The sequence below is a fragment of the Acetobacter pasteurianus subsp. pasteurianus LMG 1262 = NBRC 106471 genome (assembly GCF_000285275.1).
In the GTDB taxonomy this organism is placed as follows: domain Bacteria; phylum Pseudomonadota; class Alphaproteobacteria; order Acetobacterales; family Acetobacteraceae; genus Acetobacter; species Acetobacter pasteurianus.
This window is the reverse complement of record NZ_CADO01000067.1, coordinates 33,820-54,519: the sequence shown is the minus strand read 5'-3', so window position 1 is coordinate 54,519 and position 20,700 is coordinate 33,820. Positions and strand designations below refer to the sequence as shown.

The 20,700-nt window shown below is 52.6% G+C and carries 26 protein-coding genes; all 26 read right to left on the bottom strand.

Annotated elements, in window-relative coordinates; genetic code table 11:
• Window positions 1–8: 8 nt before the first annotated feature.
• Window positions 9–563 carry a phage fiber-tail adaptor protein gene (locus APA10_RS09990; protein WP_174714340.1) on the bottom strand — a complete coding sequence of 185 codons (555 nt, stop codon included), beginning with the start codon at window positions 561–563 and terminating at the stop codon, window positions 9–11.
• A gap of 65 nt (window positions 564–628) precedes the next feature.
• A complete protein-coding gene (locus tag APA10_RS09985) occupies window positions 629–1,057 on the bottom strand; it encodes a hypothetical protein (RefSeq protein WP_124326523.1) in 429 nt (142 codons plus the stop codon).
• Window positions 1,057–2,130 (bottom strand): hypothetical protein, encoded by a 1,074-nt coding sequence (locus tag APA10_RS14325; RefSeq protein WP_003630329.1) that lies wholly within the window; start codon window positions 2,128–2,130, stop codon window positions 1,057–1,059. Before APA10_RS14325 ends, APA10_RS09985 begins: the two co-directional genes overlap by 1 nt.
• Window positions 2,131–2,133: 3 nt before the next feature.
• Complete coding sequence (locus APA10_RS09975; RefSeq protein ID WP_003630330.1) at window positions 2,134–2,682, bottom strand: putative phage tail protein; 549 nt, start codon at window positions 2,680–2,682, stop codon at window positions 2,134–2,136.
• A 3-nt stretch (window positions 2,683–2,685) separates the two neighbouring features.
• Window positions 2,686–3,801 (bottom strand): baseplate J/gp47 family protein, encoded by a 1,116-nt coding sequence (locus APA10_RS09970; protein WP_003630331.1) that lies wholly within the window; start codon window positions 3,799–3,801, stop codon window positions 2,686–2,688.
• A 3-nt stretch (window positions 3,802–3,804) separates the two neighbouring features.
• Window positions 3,805–4,305: a phage GP46 family protein gene (locus tag APA10_RS09965; protein ID WP_003630332.1), complete on the bottom strand. Its 501-nt coding sequence runs from the start codon at window positions 4,303–4,305 to the stop codon at window positions 3,805–3,807.
• A 1-nt stretch (window position 4,306) separates the two neighbouring features.
• Window positions 4,307–4,837, bottom strand: coding sequence for a phage baseplate assembly protein domain-containing protein (locus APA10_RS09960; RefSeq protein WP_003630333.1), 531 nt, complete (start codon window positions 4,835–4,837; stop codon window positions 4,307–4,309).
• Entirely contained in the window at window positions 4,837–5,985 is a 1,149-nt protein-coding gene (locus APA10_RS09955; RefSeq protein ID WP_003630334.1) for a phage baseplate assembly protein, read from the bottom strand. Before APA10_RS09955 ends, APA10_RS09960 begins: the two co-directional genes overlap by 1 nt.
• Complete coding sequence (locus APA10_RS09950) at window positions 5,985–7,283, bottom strand: DNA circularization protein (protein WP_003630335.1); 1,299 nt, start codon at window positions 7,281–7,283, stop codon at window positions 5,985–5,987. Before APA10_RS09950 ends, APA10_RS09955 begins: the two co-directional genes overlap by 1 nt.
• 4 nt (window positions 7,284–7,287) lie before the next feature.
• Complete coding sequence (locus APA10_RS14320) at window positions 7,288–9,060, bottom strand: phage tail tip lysozyme (RefSeq protein WP_142951041.1); 1,773 nt, start codon at window positions 9,058–9,060, stop codon at window positions 7,288–7,290.
• A gap of 148 nt (window positions 9,061–9,208) precedes the next feature.
• The gene (locus APA10_RS15505) at window positions 9,209–9,340 is read right to left on the bottom strand and encodes a hypothetical protein (RefSeq protein WP_003630337.1); all 132 of its coding nucleotides are present in this window, start codon (window positions 9,338–9,340) and stop codon (window positions 9,209–9,211) included.
• A gap of 17 nt (window positions 9,341–9,357) precedes the next feature.
• On the bottom strand, window positions 9,358–10,002 hold the full coding sequence (locus APA10_RS09940; RefSeq protein WP_035366059.1) for a phage tail assembly protein: 645 nt from the start codon (window positions 10,000–10,002) through the stop codon (window positions 9,358–9,360).
• A 2-nt stretch (window positions 10,003–10,004) separates the two neighbouring features.
• A complete protein-coding gene (locus APA10_RS09935; RefSeq protein ID WP_003630341.1) occupies window positions 10,005–10,388 on the bottom strand; it encodes a phage tail tube protein in 384 nt (127 codons plus the stop codon).
• 11 nt (window positions 10,389–10,399) lie between these two features.
• Window positions 10,400–11,875 (bottom strand): phage tail sheath subtilisin-like domain-containing protein, encoded by a 1,476-nt coding sequence (locus APA10_RS09930; RefSeq protein WP_035367611.1) that lies wholly within the window; start codon window positions 11,873–11,875, stop codon window positions 10,400–10,402.
• The gene (locus tag APA10_RS09925) at window positions 11,876–12,079 is read right to left on the bottom strand and encodes a DUF2635 domain-containing protein (protein WP_003630344.1); all 204 of its coding nucleotides are present in this window, start codon (window positions 12,077–12,079) and stop codon (window positions 11,876–11,878) included.
• A gap of 9 nt (window positions 12,080–12,088) precedes the next feature.
• A complete protein-coding gene (locus tag APA10_RS09920) occupies window positions 12,089–12,499 on the bottom strand; it encodes a hypothetical protein (protein WP_003630345.1) in 411 nt (136 codons plus the stop codon).
• Between the two features lie 49 nt (window positions 12,500–12,548).
• Complete coding sequence (locus APA10_RS09915; protein ID WP_050923526.1) at window positions 12,549–12,950, bottom strand: head-tail joining protein; 402 nt, start codon at window positions 12,948–12,950, stop codon at window positions 12,549–12,551.
• A 1-nt stretch (window position 12,951) separates the two neighbouring features.
• Window positions 12,952–13,233 (bottom strand): hypothetical protein, encoded by a 282-nt coding sequence (locus APA10_RS09910; RefSeq protein ID WP_003630347.1) that lies wholly within the window; start codon window positions 13,231–13,233, stop codon window positions 12,952–12,954.
• Window positions 13,234–13,236: 3 nt separating this feature from the next.
• A complete protein-coding gene (locus APA10_RS09905) occupies window positions 13,237–14,346 on the bottom strand; it encodes a major capsid protein (RefSeq protein WP_003630348.1) in 1,110 nt (369 codons plus the stop codon).
• 34 nt (window positions 14,347–14,380) lie between these two features.
• The gene (locus APA10_RS09900) at window positions 14,381–14,770 is read right to left on the bottom strand and encodes a head decoration protein (protein ID WP_003630349.1); all 390 of its coding nucleotides are present in this window, start codon (window positions 14,768–14,770) and stop codon (window positions 14,381–14,383) included.
• Window positions 14,767–15,366, bottom strand: a complete 600-nt coding sequence (locus APA10_RS09895; protein ID WP_003630350.1) for a hypothetical protein — start codon at window positions 15,364–15,366, stop codon at window positions 14,767–14,769. The genes APA10_RS09900 and APA10_RS09895 overlap by 4 nt, the downstream gene beginning before the upstream one ends.
• A gap of 26 nt (window positions 15,367–15,392) precedes the next feature.
• Complete coding sequence (locus APA10_RS09890) at window positions 15,393–16,223, bottom strand: S49 family peptidase (protein ID WP_003630351.1); 831 nt, start codon at window positions 16,221–16,223, stop codon at window positions 15,393–15,395.
• Window positions 16,220–17,869: a phage portal protein gene (locus APA10_RS09885; protein ID WP_003630353.1), complete on the bottom strand. Its 1,650-nt coding sequence runs from the start codon at window positions 17,867–17,869 to the stop codon at window positions 16,220–16,222. Before APA10_RS09885 ends, APA10_RS09890 begins: the two co-directional genes overlap by 4 nt.
• Entirely contained in the window at window positions 17,869–18,171 is a 303-nt protein-coding gene (gene gpW, locus APA10_RS09880; RefSeq protein ID WP_003630354.1) for a gpW family head-tail joining protein, read from the bottom strand. Before gpW ends, APA10_RS09885 begins: the two co-directional genes overlap by 1 nt.
• A gap of 11 nt (window positions 18,172–18,182) precedes the next feature.
• A complete protein-coding gene (locus APA10_RS09875) occupies window positions 18,183–20,201 on the bottom strand; it encodes a phage terminase large subunit family protein (protein WP_035366061.1) in 2,019 nt (672 codons plus the stop codon).
• Window positions 20,164–20,688: a hypothetical protein gene (locus APA10_RS09870; RefSeq protein ID WP_003630356.1), complete on the bottom strand. Its 525-nt coding sequence runs from the start codon at window positions 20,686–20,688 to the stop codon at window positions 20,164–20,166. Before APA10_RS09870 ends, APA10_RS09875 begins: the two co-directional genes overlap by 38 nt.
• Window positions 20,689–20,700 lie beyond the last annotated feature (12 nt).

Below are 20,700 nucleotides of genomic sequence, written 5' to 3'. Positions count from 1 at the left end.
CCTCCTGATTATGCGATAAGAAGAACGTCCGTCCGGGTCTGAAAAATCTGGTTCAGAAGATCTACGCCGGATGAGGATGTTAAATGCGTGCCATCAGTTGACAGCAGGCGATCTAACGAAATCTGATTAGTATGACTGCTATCTAGGGCCAGAATGGATTTGTCCGGAAGCCGCAAGGCATTGGGAGGCACAGGAGTTCCGTCTGAGAGGGCTGGAACTGGTTTGGCAGCGCTGGCCACGCCGCTGACAATAGCAATAAAAACATCCTGAGAAATTACACGCCCTTGCTGCGTTGTTATTTCTAAATTGACTGTTTGCGTTGTCCCCGGCTCACCTCCTCCCAAGAAAACGCAAGCCAACCCATTCACAATGCTGCACCATGAAACAGATATATCTGTGGAGAGCCCTTGCGCCGTTGTGACCGAAGCAGAAACATGAGCTATGTAATCGTTCGTTCCTCGCAGAACCTCAGACGCATCAAGAGAAAAATCAAAGTTCTCTGCACTGTTTTTCTTTGGCCAAACTAACAAAGACGACGGATATGTTGGCGCAGAACGCAGCAAACTAGGCGCTGGCAGGATCAATGTCCTAGAAATTGATGGCTGCCATATTGGAGATGACAATGGCCTCATGCAGTAGGTGCCTGCGGCAACACTGTTGAGGTTATATCTGTGCCATTTTCAATTGCCTCCAGAGCATTGAGATAAGTTATCCACGATTCAGGAGTAGCCGCGTTTTTAATCGTATAAGCGTTAAGCACATATGACCGAGCACCTGCCAAAGCTGCAGTAGCTTCTGTTTTCAGATCAGTAGTGGCGGGAGGCGTATAATCGACAATTACACCGTCCAAAATACCTTTACCCAGAGGTAGACGGAATGATGTCTCATCTGCCCAATCTTCAGGTGACACAGGTATCATATCGGACGCTGATGGTACATTCGCCAGATTGGACATTACCCACGTATCATACCAACCCGTTACACGGCACGGCTGCTGGGCTGTTTTGTCGTAACTGGCATAGTAACGATCGGGATACAGTGTTTTCACGTCAGTCATCACGGTGTTCCTGATACGAGAAAGTTCACGCTGGTTGCCCCATTTGTCTGAATTTGGAACCCCGTTGCTGTCCACCCGCCCAAAACTGATACAGAAGCGTTGCTGCCATTTGTCAAACCGTGACTGATAACAACTGACGTTGGCGCAGAAGACAGAGCTTGAGGTAGTGTAATGTCGTGCACGCCGCTGCTATCAACGGCCACTACAAAATCCTGCAAAAGTTTACCGCCGCTGAGACCGATAATATAGTTTCCTGCAGGCTGTTTCCCATTGATGGAATTTTGCAACGCAGTATCTGCCTCAGCACGCGCACTGCTTTCAGCGACTAGATCAGAATTCCATGCCAATGCCGCAATTTTTGTATTCCCAGCATACGCTAGATAGGCACGACCATCTGCCGGATTTACGCATAAAGATGTTCCCGGCAAAGCTAGTGCGATACCAGGATTATAATTCTCCAAATATCCAGAAAGAGAATTCGTTAGATCTGAAGTCTTTAGAAACTTATTTCCACTCGGATCATAGATGTAACCGTCGCCCCGAAAATAGAAGTTCGTTTGGGTGCCATCATATGCAGTAAACTGCAGAAGGCCGCCTGATCTGTAATCACTACCTTTGCCATTTACGTCTGTCACAGATAGCGAAAACGCCATCTTGCCATAGCCGTAAGCCGTTATTCCATCAGACCATACATAATCACCAGTCTGAATAGCCCCATCTGCTCCAGAGCCACCCGACATAACACGGGAGTTTCCTGCCACCACCCAACCGTTGGAGGTTACCCAGGCAGCCGTGTCGCCGCTTTTGAGGAAGTATGCACTCTCAGAGCCTGTAGCTATCTGACTGATAGCCTTGAACAGCTGCGTATTATCAGTTCTGTCTGGAGTTAATTTTGCTCCGACAATAACATTATATATCTCTGCCAACAGGGCATTGTACGCATATGCAGGAAAAACCGTGCGTGCAATTTGCTTAACCGGATCCCCATCCGTTGCCCAACCGGGTGTTCCTGTTGTTGGGGCAGTATCAGCTTTGCTGACATCAACTGTGCCAGGAGCGATTAAAAGATCCATCGTTTAACCTGTATATTCAAAATATATGGTTGTTCCTGCTTGGGATGCGCGCCGCATTTCATATTCGAGCACCGTGTGATCATCCGTGCTGGGTGAATCTACAGTGATGACATAGACAAAATTCCACTCCTCCCCACCAAAGGGAGAGCCAAATGTCATGCCAAAATAAGATGCGCTGCATGGCGTAACTGTTGCGCTATACCCAAGTGTTTTCGCCAGATCTTCCAATGCAGGTATGCTGATACTTTGATCACCGCATAGCCGCGCCACTACCTGCCCTTGCGCCTGTGCAAGCGTAGGTGTTGTGGTTTGCACAGCATCGGGAAGCCCCAGCGTTTTCTGCCACTCAGGAAGAAGTTCCTCTGTTGTCGCTGGGAATGCATCAGTCAGCAGGTTGGAAGATCTCTCTCCATTACGTTGGAAAGTCTGAGCCCAAATCCCGGCTAGTTTGTATAAAACGCCATCGACGGAACGAGACCAGATTGGCCCACGCGGCAGGAGAGATAAAAGGGCGTTACGGAAATTCTCAACAGAGAAGATAGGAGCCGCCATATATCAGCTCTCCGTTGTTAATGTTCCCAGAACAGGCATGGACCCTGCTGTTTCAGGAACAATAGGGCTTGATGGACTGGTGATATCGTAAGACGGCAGCCCGATGGCCGCGATAGCTTCTTGCCATGCATTTTGGTGAATGGTCACACCTGGGCCGCTCAAACGCAGAAACATATCCTGCAAAGCAGCTTTGATGAGTGTCTGGTTCGCTTCAGTATTCTCAGACCCAAGATCTGAAATCACAAAGTCTGTCGCCTGGGCAATGGGCGCGCACACAACCACTAGAGGTGTTGCCGGCTCTTTTTCCCATACAGCGTTTGCTACCGTGAGCTGGTCACCTGTAGCGGTTGTATAGCGTGTATCATTGCTGGATGCGCCGTCTGTTCCCTGTGGAAAGCCACCCTCTGCAGCATTTGCATCATCCAGCATAACGTAGATGACCACAGATCCAGATCCAAATCCGTTAGGCACAACCCATGCACGGGTTACACCGGCAACCGCTTCTGCCCATTCCTTGTAATCTGCCGCTGTTCCATAGCCACCAGGGTTCTGATAGGCATCCAGAACGCGGGAACGGAACTCATCCTGCGTTTCAATATCTGCCCCACCTGTAAAGGCAGTGCTAACGGATCCAGTTGTCTGCACACCTTCAACCGGGCTGGACAATGTGGCCAAAGATCCGGCTGCAATGTTACCGGCAGTGCCAGTGCTGGAGCACTTAGCCTGGGCAACTGTTTGACCATTTGCCGTAACTGAATCTGCAGTCGTTATGGCTGAAAGCGCCCCGCCTAGAATGATTGTAGTTCCGGCCGGAATAATGTTGTCACCAGTAACAGTGAACGTAACGCCCCCAGAAGCCGCTGTGGCATCCTTCAGGTAAATCCCTTTCAATGCCCCCCATGCGGCCAGATACTCGTCTGTAGCCGTCCATGGCACAGCCTGCTTGGCTATCCAGTCCAGGTATCCATAATGCAGCCACGCCAGCCCAGCTAAGGCATAGGTGATGACAGTGATGACAGAAAAACGCAAAACGGCGGAAACATTACTGATTCCGCCGTCCAGAACATCCTGTAATGCCTGCTGGCGCAGCTGCGTCAGCGTAGGCCGTGCATATGGCATCTACTAGCTCATCCCTTCCCATGCCCACGAGAACAGGAATTCCTGCGTGGCTGTTTTTCCGGGTTCCGTAATTTTCACTGTGAATAGAAGCGCTGGCGATGATCCACTTGCCCATTCTGCCGTTACGCCAATCGATTGCGCCACGCTGTCTGTTACCAGCCATTCCAGGGCCTCGTAACATATAGCCTCAACCTCACGCAGCGCAGACGTTTGGCCAGCTTTAATGGTCCGCGCCATTTGCCATAGGCGGGATCCAATAGGCATTTCTGCATACGCATCTGCCCACCAGCCGCGCCGATCTTCCTTATTGGAACCAGCGGCGTCTGGAGCGCCACGAATACCAACCGCTGCTGCATCTGCCGTAACTGTTTCCGGTGCCACGCGGTCAGTAAATAAACTAACCATAACCGCAGATTTTAACGGGCTATCAAGCGCAATGTCTCCGCCTTCAATAACAAAATCTCCGCGGCATTCATTTGGTATCCAGCGGATTGCGATGTCCATATTACCCCTCAGGCGCGCCTGTTTCACCCGGTGCGGCCGTAACCGGATGGGTGTGATCTGTTAGACTGATGTTGCCAGCCATAACGTCTTTCTGCCCGGTGATTGTTCCCGTACTGGTTATGTCTCCAGAAACATTCATACCACCGCAGGCTACATTGATTTTTTTCTCACCAGCATCAATGGAAATACTGCCATCTGCCTTCATGATGATGGAGCTCCCCATTGTAGGGCTGAAAACACAGACCTCTCCCCGTTGTAAACCGGGAGGCGGATGACGTTGATCGCCTGTGGCAATCACAACGCCCCGTGTTCTATCGCCCCCTTGAAACAGAACAGCAGCATCACAACCGGACGTTGGCCTACTGCGAAAGCCATATTCCTGCAGAAGAGGCACATCAGAGCGCATTTCACCAGCCGCCAATGCCAGCTGCATGGTAGGGGTAGATCGGCTTTCATCTGTGTCCGATGTCTGGCGTGCCAGACCCAAGGCCATCATCACCCGGCGCCCAAGACGCTGTAAAGGAGATGCCATCAGTCCCTGCTCACTGCAGCAATAGCTTCATTCTGTTCTACCGGAAGAACCAAGGGTTCTGGAACAAATGCGCTGGATGGCATCAACACCATATTGGCATGCGTTCCATCTTCTCCCTGCACCAACTCCAATTCGCCCAACAGCAGATCATTCCGGCTACTGGACGCGCGCGTAAGAGGGATAATCGTATTGGGCATCCATAAAGCGCCTGATCCATCCCGCCAGCTGCTAACAGTTGCCTCAATCACCTGAGAACGTCCATAGCGCCGTGCCACTTCCCACTGCACGCGTTTACGCGCAACGCTATAATCAGCATCCCCTAACTCCACAGGGATAAGGAGCGGCCTTCGGCGTGAGACACCGGGATCTGATGCACTTGCCTCAGCTGGTGCCGTTTGCGCCTGCATCTGCTGGCTCAGTTTGTCTCCATCAGATGGAGGCGTAAACAAAATGGCTGGATTTTGAATAATGGCCTGCACATTGGAAAACCGGCCTTCCAATGATGAAAGAGAAACCAGACGTTCCATATTAACGCCCTGCTGCACGCCTCCACTGGCAACCGTTGTTCCAACAGGGCTGAGCACAATGGATCCATCTGGCTGGTCATAGAAAATACAGCCTGCCAAACGGCATACGCGTTCAATAACCTCGTAGGCGGTTTCTGTCAGAATAACAGAAAACTGCTGTATCTGGATATCGCCCGCACCACCAACCGCTGAAACGCTGATGCCAAATGGCTGACAAACCTGCTGGGCAATGCCCAAGGCCGTTGTATTATTCATCTGGTATGTTGAAAACTCAGCCGAGCATTCCACCAGATCCACCGATCTGGAGGCTATAACCACACGGTAAACGTGCTCCTGCGACGTAAGCTCTTCTGATACGCTCTGCACATATCCAGTGAGTACCTTATCTCCGCCAATAGACAGGACACACGCCGATCCGGAAGGGATATCTACGCTTGCGCCTGTATCTGGCTGATACAGAGTTGTTTCCAGCATGGCTGTCCAGGGCATGATATCCACCCCCATGCGAATGGAAACTCTACCCCAGCCTGAAATTTGGTTCCCATTGACTGTGATTGAAACTGCATTGGATGCTGTCTGATCATAGCCAACAAATTCAGATACTGTTGAAAGCACAGACATCAGGAAGACAAAGCCTCAAACTGCGTGGGCATAAATGCGGGATGTATGGGATCTGCCCGCCGGATCAGATCTGGCGCCCTGCTGGCATCTGCATATAGCTGTTGCCCCAGAACCAGAGCTGGAACCGGTGCGTTGCGCGTGACCGTAATCTGGTCAGGAAGTTGGCTTGCACGCTGCGACAGATCTGTTGTGACCTGAACACGAAGTGAGCGAAGAGCCCGCCACATATCATCAAGCCCTGCATCTGCTGCTTCTGTGGCAGCATCATCCAGTAAAGTAGCTACACGCAACCGTAGGTTTTCTGCCTCCTCGGCTGATGTTGGCTGCCAGGTGGCACATGCCAGCGCGATAGACGTAAAGGCCATCCAGCAGCAGATCTGCGCGGTAGATGTAGATGCCGTGGCAATAGCGGAGCCAATAGGTGCTGATGATGACGTAACATCAATCTTATACGTGGCCATTGGCAGCAATACGCTAATCTGCGTGCCCGGATCATTGATAGATTGACGCAGTTGTTCGGTAACATTCAGCACAGCATCAGCTAGGGAAGCTGCGGTAGTTTGCTCTTGAGCATTTATAAGCAGGCTATCAATTTTTGTGCGGGACGCTGTTAGGTTTTGCAGGACGGAATCAACGGTTGCTGCGCTGTCTATCGTTCCTGCATTACCCGCAGCATAACGCCCATTATTGCCCGGTAGCGTAGCAATAGCTGCACTATTTACACGGGGCGAACGTATGGCAGAACTGGCCAAGCTTCCCCAGCCACCAACAACGCTTTGGGCTGCGGAAATAACCGGGCTGCCAACAGATAAGGATGATGTAACTGCACCTGAATATGTGGTGCTGCCAACCAGCTGTGCGGCCAAAGCTGCTGCGCCAATGGCAGCATCCAGAGATGTTTGAATGATTGTGTTGAGATAGTTTTTCTGTTCCAGAAAATCGAAATCAACATCAATACGGCCCATAATGCCGTCTGGTTCCATCCATGAGAAATTGCTTAATGTAACACGTAAAATCCCAAGAGTTGGATGCACCAACAAACCGGCATCAGCCGCTTCTGCTGCGTTAATCAGCAGATCCCGCTGCGCCATATATTCAGGGCCGCATACAAACCCGCGCACATGATAGATCCGGGCACGGCGCCCTAGATCTTCTGTCCATACACCATCACGGTATGGATAATCATGCACAGCCTGCTTGCGGCCTGCCTGCCCGCCGCTGCCCAGCACAACAAACGGAACGCCCCGGAAGGAGCATTGCAAATACTCTTCTGCCAGAGTGGTAAGTGTGCCGGACATGGTGTTAATTCCCTATGGAACTGTTTTCAGGATCCATCGCACGTTGCTGCTTAACGCTGGCAACATGCAGATTATCGCTACGGCTGGTTGCTTTTACCGTGGTGCCTGCCGGTGTTTTGGCAGAAATATGCAAGTCCAGAAGCATTTTGTCATAGGGCGATTGCCCCTGAGAAGATGCAGAAGGTAGAGAAGCAGTAGGCGTTAATGCAGAACTCCAGTCTCTTCCCAGACCAGCCCTTCTCTGCATTTCCGCAAGCTGATCTGCCTGTGTTTTCCCTGGCCTGAAATAATCAACAGAGGCAATTGCTGCGGCTTGGGATGCAGTGCCCGCACGCCGTAGCTGACTATCGCCCAGATAGCTGCGGTTTTTGAGCTCCCACATCATGAAGTTAAGCTGCTCATCACGTGCCTGATCCCCATGCACATCCTGCATGCGATGGTGATACAACCGTAAATAGTCAGCTTGCCGATCTGAATGCCACTGGCCCATGCCATAAGCCGTGCCGTTGTCTCCCGGCTTGTCAGGATTAAATCCACTTTCCTGTGACAGGTTTGCCACTAACCCCGCAGCTTGTTCTGAGGTGTATCCATTCCTCATGAAGAAGGACTGGATGCTACGGCCCGCTGCGATTGAGGAAGACCCGCCAAGGTTTTGGGCAGACATGGATTTTCTTTGGTCACCATAGGAACGACCAAAAGGCGTGTAGCGAGAGAGGAAATCGTCTAGCCATGAAAAGCCAGGCATTCCATCAAGGAAGTTTCTACCACTATCAGTCTGCGAAAGCTTGCCAATAATGGCCAGCAACCCACCTGCTGCCGCAGTAGCTGCCAGAAACCCAGCTGAAATTCCGCTTATCGCAAGAACTATGGATGCAATACCACCCAAAACAGGAGCGCCCCATAAAGCCCCCATGCCGGCAACAGCAGCAACCGCTGCCGCTTTCCATCCGCCTAGGTAATCAACAACGCTTTTGATACGTTGCATAACCCCGGAAATACGGGTTTCTATTTCATTCCAGCCGCCAGTTTGCAGCCATGTTACAATACGTTTGACATAACCAGCCAGATCCTGTGCGATCCACTTTCTGTTGGCGGCAATCAACTCAGCCATCCAATGCACAAGCCCTGTAATACTGGGCTCTACTGCCTCAGCGATAGAATAACCAAACCCTTCCACAGCCAAAGAAAGTTCTTGCTGGGACTTCTGCATTCTAGCCGCGGCATCTGCACCCGCTTTGTTTACAACTCCGTAACGCTTGGCCAGACGGATATTATTCTGGAATTCACGTTCAGACTGTTGAAAAATTGGGAGAAGCCCTGCTGCTTGCTCACCAAACAAACTGGTAACTGCTATGGCTTGCGCCGTTGGGTTCTTAATGCCACGAATTTTCTTGGCTATCCGGTCGAACATCTGGTCGGGGGAAAGTTTTTTCAGTTCCTCCACCCGAATACCAAACGCCTGAAGCTGTGCTGCCGCCTGTGGTGCAAACCCATTTGGCACCTCCCACTTGAGGTTTGCCAAATGCCCTAAAGCACCCCCCATGGCATCGGCAGTGCCACCCGAAAGCCGGGCCGCGTTACGCAACGCCATCAGCCGGCCCGGGTTCATGCCAATACTACGCGCAGTTGTGCGCAGATTAGTGCCGAAAGTAGCCCAGGCAGAAGCCAGCTTGTACACACCAGCAATAGAGGATGCGCTGGTAAGGATACCCATTTCGGGAACCAGACGCCCCACAGATCTAAATGCGTTCAGTGTAGAGCGTGATAGATCTGCCATGCCCTTACGCATGCGGGTCATGCCAGTGATATCAGAAAATCTCTTCAGATTACGCCGGGCATTACGTAACGGCATCTGAAGAGAAATGATTCTTTTCTCTATATATGTTAGAGCTCTACTGACACGATCTTCTGCCGTAATCGTAATTTTAGCGGTTGCGGCCACGAGCTACACTCTCCTTGCGCTGTTTTTCCGCTATACGGTTGGCCTGCGTTACCCAGAACATCATCTGGCTACCGCTCAGCCCTTCAACATCAGATAGAGACCAGCCCGAGAACACGGTGCAGAGATCTGCGGTCAGTTGTTCCCAGTTGTCCGGCCATGCATAAAAAAACCGGTCAGATAATCCGCTGCACGAGCAAACTTACTGATCGGCATCTTGAGGACTGCTGCCTTTGGCCAGCTGCTGATCCGTTCTACGAGATCGATCTCGCCAGACATGAGCCCTTCAAACGTCTGGCGTGATTCAAACGATTTGAATGCACGGCGTTCTGACACTACCGGCTCACGCAAATCCATGACGTTGAAGGTTTTGTTCACAGCCTCAATGCCAGGCTTAAACGTGATCGTCAGTTCTGGTGTGAGATCCGGTTCCTCGTCAGGGTTCCGCCGTGCATCTTCCTCAAAATGACCAAGGAAGTCAGTTGCTGCATCCAGAATATGAGAGGGCAACTGATCTACGGCTAGCCGAGGCCATTTACTGATCTGGCAAACCATACTGATCTGGGAATCATAAATGCTTTCCAGAGTAGGTTTGCGACCAATAACCTTGGTGGCCTGTAGCGCATGAAACACAGCAGGCTCATGCAATTTCAGGGTTTCGAATGTTTCTCCACCCTTGATTGTAATCGGCTTTTCCAGATGAAAAACACCAGGAAGTTCCTCGACAACTTCCTCCTGAGGATCACTCACGGCAGATAGAACATCTTCATCGCTCAGCATGGTCACGATACAGTATCCTCTGTCACGGTGTCACTTTCCACCCGGAATTCAAACGTGCCTTCCTGAGTGTTGACGTTGATGACTTCAACCTGCCAGCCATTGACGCACGTAATGATCTTGCCATTTGCCAAGGTTGCCACAACGTCAAAACCACTGCCGCCCTGCAAGTCAGAAATCTTCATATCCCGACGGTCACGCAAGGTTGCCTGAATGAACCCCTGGTTGGGCATGGACGAAAAACCCTCAACGGTTGTCTGACCTTTGAGGGTTTCATTCTGGTTTCCTGAGGGCTGCCATTGCAGTTCCCCCACTACGTTAAACGGCACACCATTGATTGTAAGGGATGCGACACCCGCTAGGGGGCCGCGATAAAGAGAACCCGACATATTTTCCCCGTTCAGGATGTCACAAACTGGGCATCGCCTGCGATAACCCAGAGCTGATCAGCAAATTTGAATGGCAGCAGCATTTTCACTACACCATTCCCGGCATTTTCAGAGACCAGATTGGCAGAGAACGTTCTGGGGTCTTGCGCCCAGAGCTGCTGGCATTGCCAGTTGTAGCGGGCTGCTGCGGCTTTTCCGACCAACTGTGCCGTAGTTGCCTTCGCGCCAGCAGGAATTTTGCTGCCATCAACAACCAGAATGAACCGATTAAACGTGGATGCCAGATACGAACGCATATCCTGCAGACAGACTTCTGCCGTCAGCAGGCGTTCAATATCCAGATAGCTATTGTCGGACACACCCGCACTGTTGGTCTGATAGGTTGTGATCAGACGTTCCGTCAGTACCGTATTATCGTCGGCCACGGTGAAGATGGACAGGCCATCATACAGCAGGCTGGCACGCTCATCGAATGTGAAGCGCCCTGCATCCGTTGGTGGCAAAACGGAAAGAGATAGGCCACGAACAGGAAGGGCAGGATTTTCCCGCATGGACACTGCCGTAACGGCCATAAGCTGGGCAGCCCAGATCATGGGAGAAGATGGGCTATCCGAAATAGGCATGATGGTGCCGTGCGGATCATTCTGCGTAATGCCGAACGCTGTTGCCTGCCCATATGTGCCACGATACGCTGCGATATGGTGACCATAAAGCTGCCTCATGGGAGACCAGTTACCGCTTGTATTGTCAAACAACTGCTTGAACGCGTTCAGGCTCGCTGTATCGACATACGGATGGGCATAGAGGTCATAGACACGCTCCCCCAGATTAGCCAGCGCTGTAGCCAGCGTGGTAGGGTTTTGTGTGCCACCAGACATCTGAGTGATGGCAACAGACAAGCCTGCAGGAACAGACTCCCCCCCAGCGGTGCCCAACAGGCAGGAACCCAACAGTATATCATTCCCGGCTAACCCTTTGTTCAGGGCTGTTGCCGTAATTGTTCCATCAGTTGCAGCGAGGGAAACCAGTAGCGTGGTAACAGACTTGGCTGCAGCAACCACATTGGCAGCAACTGTTGCGGCTGTATCCCCAGAGGAAACGCCAACCGGGATCAGAACATCCCCAACATACAGAGGCAGTGTACCGTCAGCTGTTGCTGTGCCAGTAATGGCCCATGTGCCACTGGCCGCTTTTGAGGCTGCATCATCTTCCAGAGGCAGTACCCACAGTTCACCGGAACTATCCAGATCACGGTAGGCTTTGACCATCAATGCACACTGGGAGCCAAGTCCATATTTGGCTACAGCGTCTGAATAGCCTCCCGATATCTCGGCAACGTTAGCAGTGGCACTGCCAGTGCTTAGCATCTGGCCAACAATAATGACGCGCCGTGCAGCGCTGGCAGTATTGGCTGCAGAATTATCCAAGGCAAAATAGAAGCCCGGAACACGGTTATTGTCTGAATAACCGGGGATTGTAACAGTCAATTACGCCCCCTTGTCTGTTTGCGCCTGAGCAGGGGCTGCAGCCGGCACGCTCTGGCTGGTTGTTGGGGTTGCTTTCTGCACATCGCCACGCGCTAGCGCACGCAGCCAGAAGCTTGTGTCGGGCACATTTTCACCTGCTGCATTCAGCAGACGCTTTGTGCCAGGCCACCGGACCGATCGGCCCTGTGCCGGTTTTACAAACATGGAGAATTCCTATTGAGGAAAATCAACTCTTAGGCCGGGAGCAGTCATGCCTTCATCCGCAGTACCTACACGGCCAGTAATTTCTTGAAGATCTACACCGGGAACAGGGTAATCCTGTTGGTATTCCAGACCGAATGTGATTTTCACAGCACCCAGATGATCTTCCGCTTCATCCAGAAGTCCTTGTTCCAGATTGAAATCTGTTACCTGCGATATAGATCTTTGCAGATCCTGATCGCACATCACGGACATTTCGATCTGCTCGGCAATCTGGTCCATGTTCTCCCGAACCTGTTCGGGAGTGCCACCAGAAACTTTTGCCACAACCTCAACTTTTACAATCTTATTGAAGCCCGGTTGAGCACGCCCAAATGACGTGCCCATTTCGGAAGGTATGGCAACAAAGATAACTGGAAGCATTTCTGGTTTTACAGGTGCCGTGCGATGCGTAAAAACACTTTGGCCGGCGTCAGTAGTCTTCCGGAGCAATGCCGCGATTTTGTCGCGGAACATGACCCGATACAGCATTTTCACCGTCCGCCTTGTTCAGCAGAATGTCAGCAGCGCCATGGCTATCAGGCTGGACTTCACGCACACGGTATTGTTTTCCGCGTATGACGAAAAGATCACCCTGCTGTGGTGCTGATACAAACTGCGATAGTTGAACACCTAACCGCGCATCTGCCGTAGTTACATGCGTTGTAGAAAGGCCGTCCACAATTTCGAGTGGCATGGCTTTGTAGCCATTATCGAAAATGCCGGTGACGAGAACAGGATCTGGATTAAGAGAGGAAATCCATTGGACTTCCTCCCCAAACACATTCTGGCATGGGGCCAGAACCAATTGATCCCAATCTACTGGGCCGACCATATCAGCCCTGTGTAGCCGGTGGCGCTTTCATGTCCGGCGCCGGCGGCATGGATGCTGCCTGCAATGTATTTGGAGCAGGCTGCTCACCATCACGGGCCACACGGGCAATCTTGCGCGCTACCCACAGATCTGCACGATATTTGGGGATAGCCATCTTGGTACCTACAGGCCAAGGACGGCGCCCAACCTGCGGATAAACAGGAATGAGCGTGACGACATCAACTGTGTCGCCCTTCTGCACACTCTTCTTGGGTGCATCAGGCGTTGTGTTTTGTTCTGTCATTTATCAGGTTCCTGTCGGTCCAGACACTGCAGCACCTGCTTCCATGACGGTTGCCGACAATGAGCAGTTCACACGAGAAGGAATGACGATTGGAGCAGACTGCATCATCAGATTGATGGTTGCAGGGTTTTCTTTGTACCAAATCTTTGGTGCGTAAGCGAGCGCACCATAGGCAAAAGCAGGGTCGAGAATAAGACCGAAACCACGGGTACCTTCCAGACCAGGGCCTGTCAGAATAACCGTCCCATCCGGGATCATGGGTTCTTCTTCATCTGTATCTGGATCAACATACCAGTCGTTATACAGCCAAAGATTAAACTGGCCCCATTTCCCCATAAAGATGGCGCCCTTATCAACGCGGCCACCGAGATCAACATCGGAGCCACCCACCTTACCAGGCCAGATAATGGCATTCAGAACCTTGATATCGCTTTTGAACGCATTCCATGTGGAATTTGTAAACACGATGTCTCGCGGTGCAATACCAGATTTCTGTAAGACCAAGGCTGCCCAGACTGTGATGTAGTCCGAAGGATAAACACCACTCTGTCCCCACTGGGCAGCACCTGTAAGCGCAATGGTAAGGGCTGGATCACGTTGGAAATCAACGACTGTTGCCGGGTAACCTTCGCCTTTAACGGTGACTGTCCCGTACACCAGAGCAGACGCTGCCATCCATTCCAGGCGACGATTGATCATATCAATCTGGTCTGTCATCTCATACGCGAGATTGGCTTCCAGACGTTGTGCCGGGGTCATTCCACCCATCAACCGTTCGCCAATGTTCCGGCGCACGGGTTTCAACAGATCTGGATTACGCCAGTCTTTAACGTAAGCAGGCTTGAACAGGTTGGTCTGCCACCGGCGACTTTCCACCATTTTCCCCTCGAACAAGGGGGAGCAGAAAGGCGACATACGCCGCTTACCAACATCGACATCAATCGCCACTTCTGGCGCATCAGATTCCACGATATTGGGAAAGAAATTGTCCAGCAGGAAGGTCTGTGCCGTTTTGGCATTTTGGACAAAATAAACGAGCTCAGCTACGCTATATGCACTGAGAAGCGGCAGAAGTGCCTGCTGCACCCCTGCTGCGCCGGTTGTTCCGGACATTCAGTATTTTCCTGAAACTATTGGAAAAACGCTATCACACGATAGCGTTGGACTCTCCGGTCTTCACAAAGATGGAGAACTGACGCAGAGCCGGTTTCAGGGTATCCACCGTCCAGCTTGCATCAAAGATCATGTAATTCGAGTTGAACTCGCCCATCTCATAGATGGCACCTGTGGCATCAGCCGCAGAGGCATCTACCTCATCAACCACAATACCGCATGGGGTCTGAGACCCGTCTGTAGCCGTTTTGACGCATGGGATATATTTCCCGGTAGCAGTTACCTGCCCGACAACCTGACCCCGCTGGAGCGTGTTGCCTTTGGCAAAGGTGACTGTCTCCGTGACCAGCTTGAGGTTGCCGGCAATGAGCTGATCCGGAACAAACGCAACCTGCTGTGCGCTGGGGTAAAAACCATAGCTCATCGGCTACCTCCCATACGGGCATGGTTCAAGCGGACCATGCGGGCTCCAGGGCGTTCATCTTGCTGGCTGCTACCCTGCGGGGCTACGGGGGCATGTCCTTCGTTCTGCATGCGCGTGCGCAGTGCAGCGTAGCCTGCCTGATCTGCGGCGGGTGCAGGTTCCTGCTGTGCAGATGCTGCCGGGGCAACTGTGCGCAACAGGTTGACTGCCGCCGTACGCGTCATGCTGGTGCCAAATGCAATTTCAGCAGCGGCAGCAGGATTGCGGCCGGCAGCGGCAGAACGGAAAATGGCAGAGCACCGGCCACGTTCGCGCATGCGAATGGCGCGGGCCTTCGGGTCCTTTTCGTCATCCTCATCGTCATCATCGGTGCCGTCTGGATCTTCATTGTCTGTATCTTCGGCACGTTTGGATTTTTTGCCCTTTTTGCCGCCCTCACCTTCCTGATCGCCTTCGCTATCAGGATCCTTGTTTTCTGGATCGGCATCAGCTGCAGGGGTTGCGCTCCCGCCGGCAGCACTTGCACCGGCTCCATGGGAAGCCAGATGCGCAAATGGACTGATAGCAGAGCTGCTCATCAGTGCTGGTTTTGCCATGCTCTATTTTCTCCGATATGGAAAATTTACTTCAGATGCGCCATAAAATCCAAAAAGGCGCTATCGCGTGACATGACAGCATCTGCCAAACCTGCAGATACGGCATCCTGCCCATAAAAAACGGCGGCTTCCATGTCCTGCACATCTTGTGCAGACAACCCACGGTTTCGTGCCACTGTTTCAAAAAACAGCTTGCCCATGCTCTCAATGTCGCTCTGGATGATTTTCTGGGCATCTTCGGACATGGGCGTGGTTGGATATGTATCCGTTTTGCGTGCCCCGGTCTGAAATGTCGTAACCTTGATGCCCGTTTCATCCAGAAATTTCGTGATATCGGCATGGAGATAAACCACACCGATTGACCCCACCTCACCCGTGCGTGGCAGGACAATTGTTTCTGCAGAACAAGCCAAGGCATATGCGGCAGAACAGGCCTGTTCATCTACAATTGCAATTACGGGTTTGCTTTCCCGCGCTGCATAAATACGGTCTCCCGTATCAAAGCAGCCGGCAACAGCACCGCCTGGGCTGTTCACATGCAGGATAATGCCGCGAACGGTTTCATCCTGCGCAGCCAAATTGATGGCGTTGCTGATGTCATCGTAGAAAGTTGCACCACCCCACCACCAGCCATTGCTGCTGCCTGGTAGCAAAATGCCCTTGATGGATATGACAGCAATGCCCGAAACATTCTCTGTGATGCTTTGGGCTGCATAGCGGGCTTCATCATCAACAGGACCGAACAGTGCTTTATCATCAGCACCGCTGGCCAAAAGACCCCGGACAATATCCAACTTGCGGCTGGAAAGCGCCAGTGGTGCCCCGATCAGCGCCTGTGTATGCGCGTATTGTTTCATTCTGCGTCCGGTTTCTTATCTGCTTTGTCTGCTGGATCTCCGCCGCTCCATTCAGGCAATGGCAAGCCACGGTCTTTGAATGCCTGCATTTCGATTGCACGCTGGGCAACATTCTCTTCCCAATCGCGCCCTTCATTTTCAGCGCATTCATCTTCCAAAGTGGACAGTGCACCATCCATGCCAAGAATGGCCCCTTGGCGTTCGGCAACTGGATCAATCCAGCCGCGACCAGGACCAAGCCATCGGCACCGTGCATAAGCATGCCGCGCCTCTAGGAAGCTGGGAGCGCCTGCAGGCAACGGCAGGTTATCGGCCTCCATGGACTCTTCCAGCCATGCCAGACGCACGGGAGAAGCAAACCCTATGGAGAATTCTTCGCGCCGCCGCTTCATGGTTTTCCATGCCTCCAGCAGCGCACCACGAGCCGATGAATAATTGACATCGGACCAGTCGTTACTGAGCTGCATGGGTGCAAGGCCAGCACCACTGGCAATGTTGTTCAGGGTTGCTCTTTCAAACTCCCTGAAGTTGCTGGCGGGACGGGCCGCGGTGACTGTGTTGATCTTTTCGCCAGGGAACAGGATTGGCAAACGTGATCCCTGCATGGAAATATTATGCTGCTTATGAAACACCCCACGCATTTCCTGATATGCACCTAGTGTTTCATCCCCGCCTTCCAATGCCTCGGCAGTCATCCCCTGATCATATGGGCTTTCAATATACGCCGCGAAAATGGCATTTAGGATGGCAGAGTCCATTTCAGCGCCATCATATTTGATCAGCATTTTCAGGCGTTGCAGGACAGGCGTGAGCATTCCTGTTCCGCCCGTATGCTGGCCACCACGATGATGTTCAAAGAAATGCACAACCTGCGGGCGTCCCCACGATGTTTCCCGCGGGATACGAGACCAGGTTACCGCCTCTGATGCGCTATACCAGTCACACTCATGGGCGTTCCGGATGTGATAGGCGATAGGAACGCCTGCATCGTTGATCTCAACCCCATTGCGCATGTTTTTGAGATCAAACTGGTTCTGCGGGTTGCTGAGCCTATCTGGATCAATGATCTGCACTGCTGTGCCATATCTGGCGCGCCCCAGACCGATATTCTCCTCCAGCCACGGGATATGGGCCAATGCATCCCCGTCCACGATGAGATGGCGAAATGCCAAATGCATTTGCTGAGAGAACGTCAGCATCCGTTCGGCATCATTGAACCGCAATGGATCATTTGCCCATGAGCGCCAGTTGCTATCTACAGCACGCGCAAACTCATGCGCCCATGTGGCATCAAACGCCGAGTTGCCGGTGATATGGGCAAGAAAGCGATAATCTGGTTTGCTGATCGGACGTAACGTGACGCCCACAGCATTATCCAGAACACGCGTGACTGCCCCGGAAGCCCAGCCATCATTGCGCACCAGATCGCGCACACGGCTGACAATCCGGTTACGCCACGGGCTACGCTCAGTATCGGCAGAAAACAGGGGAGGATTCCACCCCTGCATACGTTGCCCATAAATGTCTGCCGCGTCATACGGCAGACCTGGCCAACCTGTAAGAGCACTAAACCCCCTGCGAGAGGGTGGGCCCTTTTTTCCTGCATCGTTACTGAACAAGCGCGCGAATGTATCGCGCAGCCCCATTAGAACACCGGCCTAAGCGCACGCCTGCGTGTGCCTGGCATACCAAGCTGCCGTTGCAATGTTTTGATCATCGCAGATAGATCTCCGACATTCGCCTGACTGTATGTGACAGCACGGCTGCCATCGCCCTGAGAGTAGCTGACAGAAGCCACACGCTGACCACCCTGCAGGGCAATCAGAGCCATCTGGCAGTTGGTTAGCGCTTGTTGCAGCTGCGCCTTGCTCAGGCCTGCCAAGAGGCTGCTGGCTGGCTCAAAATGAGCCTGCGGTAAACGATACCCAAATGGGCCATAACCACACATTCTGTTATCCCCTACCCTGCAAGTTTGGCAGCAAGCCGTTCCATGCGGGTCATTTTCTTCTTCGGTTCTGCAGTTTTTCCCTGTGCCGGCATATCAGTGATTGCCATTTTCACAGGTTCTTCCGCGAAAGGATCCATCTCTTCCTGCACTGGCTCTGGTGCGGGTGGATGTTCTGTTGTTTCGGCTTCCAAGGCATCAGCCCGTTTGTTCAGCTTCAGGCCCATGTAAATCAGACCGCAGAGGGCTGCGTAGCTGTAGACAGCGATATCCAGCGCTTCATTCCGTCGCCCTGGCAAAAGCTCCCAAACACGCACGATTGTGCCGTTGATGCTTTTGCGCACAGACCTTTCGGACACCATCTGTGCGAAATAGTTTACATCCCGGTCTGCTGGGAAGTGCATATACCCTGGTGCTGGATGACCCGGTTCTGGTTGCGGCAGATGCAGACGCGCCCTGATGACGTCCTTGGCCGCGTTCACCCCAATGATGACGGGACGAAAGCTTGCCTTGTTACGTGCGCTGGGCCGTTTGGTTGGCCAGACTGGAGATCTGGCACCCCCACGCGCAGACTCACCCTTGATCGCCCAAATGCGACGGCCCAGCCGAGCGCGGCAGAATTCATACACCCTCTGGGTGTGATGGCCGCCTGAATCGATACACGCCGCCATAATGGTGAATGGTCGGCCATCTGCACGGTACCATGTGCGCTTCAGCACATCGTCCACGCGTGCCCATGTTTCGGGCATTTCAGGATCACCATCCACCACAATAACAGCGATGGACCAGCGTTCCTCATTACGGCCCCAGCCGACAACCTCTATTTCAATACGGTCATCCTGCGTATCCGCCCCGGCTGTCAGCACCACGACACCGAAAGGCACTTCGCCTTCCCATACCTCTACGCGTGCAGCCAGCGACAGCTCATTAAGAGCACCGTCCCCTTTATCCTCGTAAGGAAGGCCAAGGGTTGTGTTGATGAATGTCTGGCGCCGGATTGGATCCCGATAAACATCCAGCCATTCTTCCACCAGCTTCGCCCATGTGGCATTTGGAGAAAGGGAATAGCCTGTCCAGATATGGAAAGAGGCATGCCCCTTGAAGGGCTTGGAAGCTATCCACTCCCCTTTTGCCACCATGTCGGCTTTTTCGGCTTCTGTGATGATGCAGCCGTTATGCCGGCACACGTAATAGGCCGTTTCCGGTAGCGGCTTTCCGTTCTCGTCACAGTCCCATTTTATGCCATATGGGGTTTCCTTTTCACCCCATTCCAGCACCTGCATGTCCCCACAATGCGGGCATGGAACATGAAACTGGCGGCAGTCTCCTTCCTCATAGAGTTTTTCTATTCGGCTCAGGCCTGCAACCGTGGGTGTGGATCCTGCGATGATCTTGCGGTTCCAGAATGTCTCTGAACGCTTGGAACCAAGAGATATCTGATCACCCTCAGATCCCGCACCACCTACCGGATAACCATCTACCTCATCAAAAATAACGATACGCACGGTGATACGGCGGAAACCACCCGGAGAGTTGGCCCCTACCAGCTTGAGAGATGAACCATTCCGCATTGTCTTGGACAGCAAAGTGTTCTCGCCACTTTTGGCCTTGGTATCCGGAGCAATGGCAGCCAGCACAGGGGTATCCCTGAGCATGGGGGCTATTTCCGTTTTACTGTAATCCTCAGCATCAGTTTCGCGGGGCTGCACAACCAGAATGGGGCATGGATCCTGCTGCAGAAAATACCCTACTGCGTTATCCACAATCTTTGTGTATCCAACACGCGCTGACTTCATCACAGACACTTTCTCTACGGTGTCATCCGTAATCGCATCCATGATTCCGGGCTGGTAGGCGTAGGCTTCAAACCGTCCAGTCTGTGCGCTTGTCTCCCGAGAAAGCACTGCATATTCAGCTGACCACTGGCTTAACGTCAGCCGTGGCGGGGGTTTCAGGTTCTCAAGCTGTGCTCGGTCTAGGAGCTTGAGGAAAAATTTATACCCCTCTGGATAATCCGTCGGTGGGATCTGCATCCAGCGTCAGTTCCTCTAGGGCACGAAATATCAGTTTCTCCAGACGGTCACGCAGTTCCCTTGGTGTTTTGCACCGTGCCAGTGTGGGTGCCTGCTCTGCTGGGATGGCCAGAAGCTTTGTTCTCACTGTGGCGAACTTGGCCCCCACGGCTTTGGCAATCAGATCAGCATCTACAACGCGTCCGGACTTCTGATCGTATTCCAGCTTGCGTTGGAGGGCCTTGTAATTCTGCTCAACCTGAAACGCAGTTGCCGTGGGCATAAGCCCCTTCGCCAACAGATCAGCAGTTTCTCCTTCTGCAACCTTGGTTGCATCCGGTTGCAGGTCTGGTTGCACCCCTGAGCGGGTGGTCATCCATTCCTCAAAAGAAGCCAGGATTACGCGACCGCCGTCTGATTTGATCTTGCCGGCATCAATGTTTTTTTTGATAGCGGGACGGCTGATGCCAGCGCGGCGCGCCGCCTCGCTCTGGCTGATCGTCGTCACTATCTCACCTGC

What these genes read in the sequence shown, in the direction of transcription:
- APA10_RS09985 (WP_124326523.1), bottom strand. Translation starts at nt 1,057, where the DNA reads ATGACTGACGTGAAAACACTGTATCCCGATCGTTACTATGCCAGTTAC.
- APA10_RS14325 (WP_003630329.1), bottom strand. Translation starts at nt 2,130, where the DNA reads ATGGATCTTTTAATCGCTCCTGGCACAGTTGATGTCAGCAAAGCTGAT.
- APA10_RS09975 (WP_003630330.1), bottom strand. Translation starts at nt 2,682, where the DNA reads ATGGCGGCTCCTATCTTCTCTGTTGAGAATTTCCGTAACGCCCTTTTA.
- APA10_RS09970 (WP_003630331.1), bottom strand. Translation starts at nt 3,801, where the DNA reads ATGCCATATGCACGGCCTACGCTGACGCAGCTGCGCCAGCAGGCATTA.
- APA10_RS09965 (WP_003630332.1), bottom strand. Translation starts at nt 4,305, where the DNA reads ATGGACATCGCAATCCGCTGGATACCAAATGAATGCCGCGGAGATTTT.
- APA10_RS09960 (WP_003630333.1), bottom strand. Translation starts at nt 4,837, where the DNA reads ATGGCATCTCCTTTACAGCGTCTTGGGCGCCGGGTGATGATGGCCTTG.
- APA10_RS09955 (WP_003630334.1), bottom strand. Translation starts at nt 5,985, where the DNA reads ATGTCTGTGCTTTCAACAGTATCTGAATTTGTTGGCTATGATCAGACA.
- APA10_RS09950 (WP_003630335.1), bottom strand. Translation starts at nt 7,283, where the DNA reads ATGTCCGGCACACTTACCACTCTGGCAGAAGAGTATTTGCAATGCTCC.
- APA10_RS14320 (WP_142951041.1), bottom strand. Translation starts at nt 9,060, where the DNA reads ATGGCAGATCTATCACGCTCTACACTGAACGCATTTAGATCTGTGGGG.
- APA10_RS09940 (WP_035366059.1), bottom strand. Translation starts at nt 10,002, where the DNA reads ATGCTGAGCGATGAAGATGTTCTATCTGCCGTGAGTGATCCTCAGGAG.
- APA10_RS09935 (WP_003630341.1), bottom strand. Translation starts at nt 10,388, where the DNA reads ATGTCGGGTTCTCTTTATCGCGGCCCCCTAGCGGGTGTCGCATCCCTT.
- APA10_RS09925 (WP_003630344.1), bottom strand. Translation starts at nt 12,079, where the DNA reads ATGTTTGTAAAACCGGCACAGGGCCGATCGGTCCGGTGGCCTGGCACA.
- APA10_RS09920 (WP_003630345.1), bottom strand. Translation starts at nt 12,499, where the DNA reads ATGCTTCCAGTTATCTTTGTTGCCATACCTTCCGAAATGGGCACGTCA.
- APA10_RS09915 (WP_050923526.1), bottom strand. Translation starts at nt 12,950, where the DNA reads ATGGTCGGCCCAGTAGATTGGGATCAATTGGTTCTGGCCCCATGCCAG.
- APA10_RS09910 (WP_003630347.1), bottom strand. Translation starts at nt 13,233, where the DNA reads ATGACAGAACAAAACACAACGCCTGATGCACCCAAGAAGAGTGTGCAG.
- APA10_RS09905 (WP_003630348.1), bottom strand. Translation starts at nt 14,346, where the DNA reads ATGTCCGGAACAACCGGCGCAGCAGGGGTGCAGCAGGCACTTCTGCCG.
- APA10_RS09900 (WP_003630349.1), bottom strand. Translation starts at nt 14,770, where the DNA reads ATGAGCTATGGTTTTTACCCCAGCGCACAGCAGGTTGCGTTTGTTCCG.
- APA10_RS09895 (WP_003630350.1), bottom strand. Translation starts at nt 15,366, where the DNA reads ATGGCAAAACCAGCACTGATGAGCAGCTCTGCTATCAGTCCATTTGCG.
- APA10_RS09890 (WP_003630351.1), bottom strand. Translation starts at nt 16,223, where the DNA reads ATGAAACAATACGCGCATACACAGGCGCTGATCGGGGCACCACTGGCG.
- APA10_RS09885 (WP_003630353.1), bottom strand. Translation starts at nt 17,869, where the DNA reads ATGGGGCTGCGCGATACATTCGCGCGCTTGTTCAGTAACGATGCAGGA.
- gpW (WP_003630354.1), bottom strand. Translation starts at nt 18,171, where the DNA reads ATGTGTGGTTATGGCCCATTTGGGTATCGTTTACCGCAGGCTCATTTT.
- APA10_RS09875 (WP_035366061.1), bottom strand. Translation starts at nt 20,201, where the DNA reads ATGCAGATCCCACCGACGGATTATCCAGAGGGGTATAAATTTTTCCTC.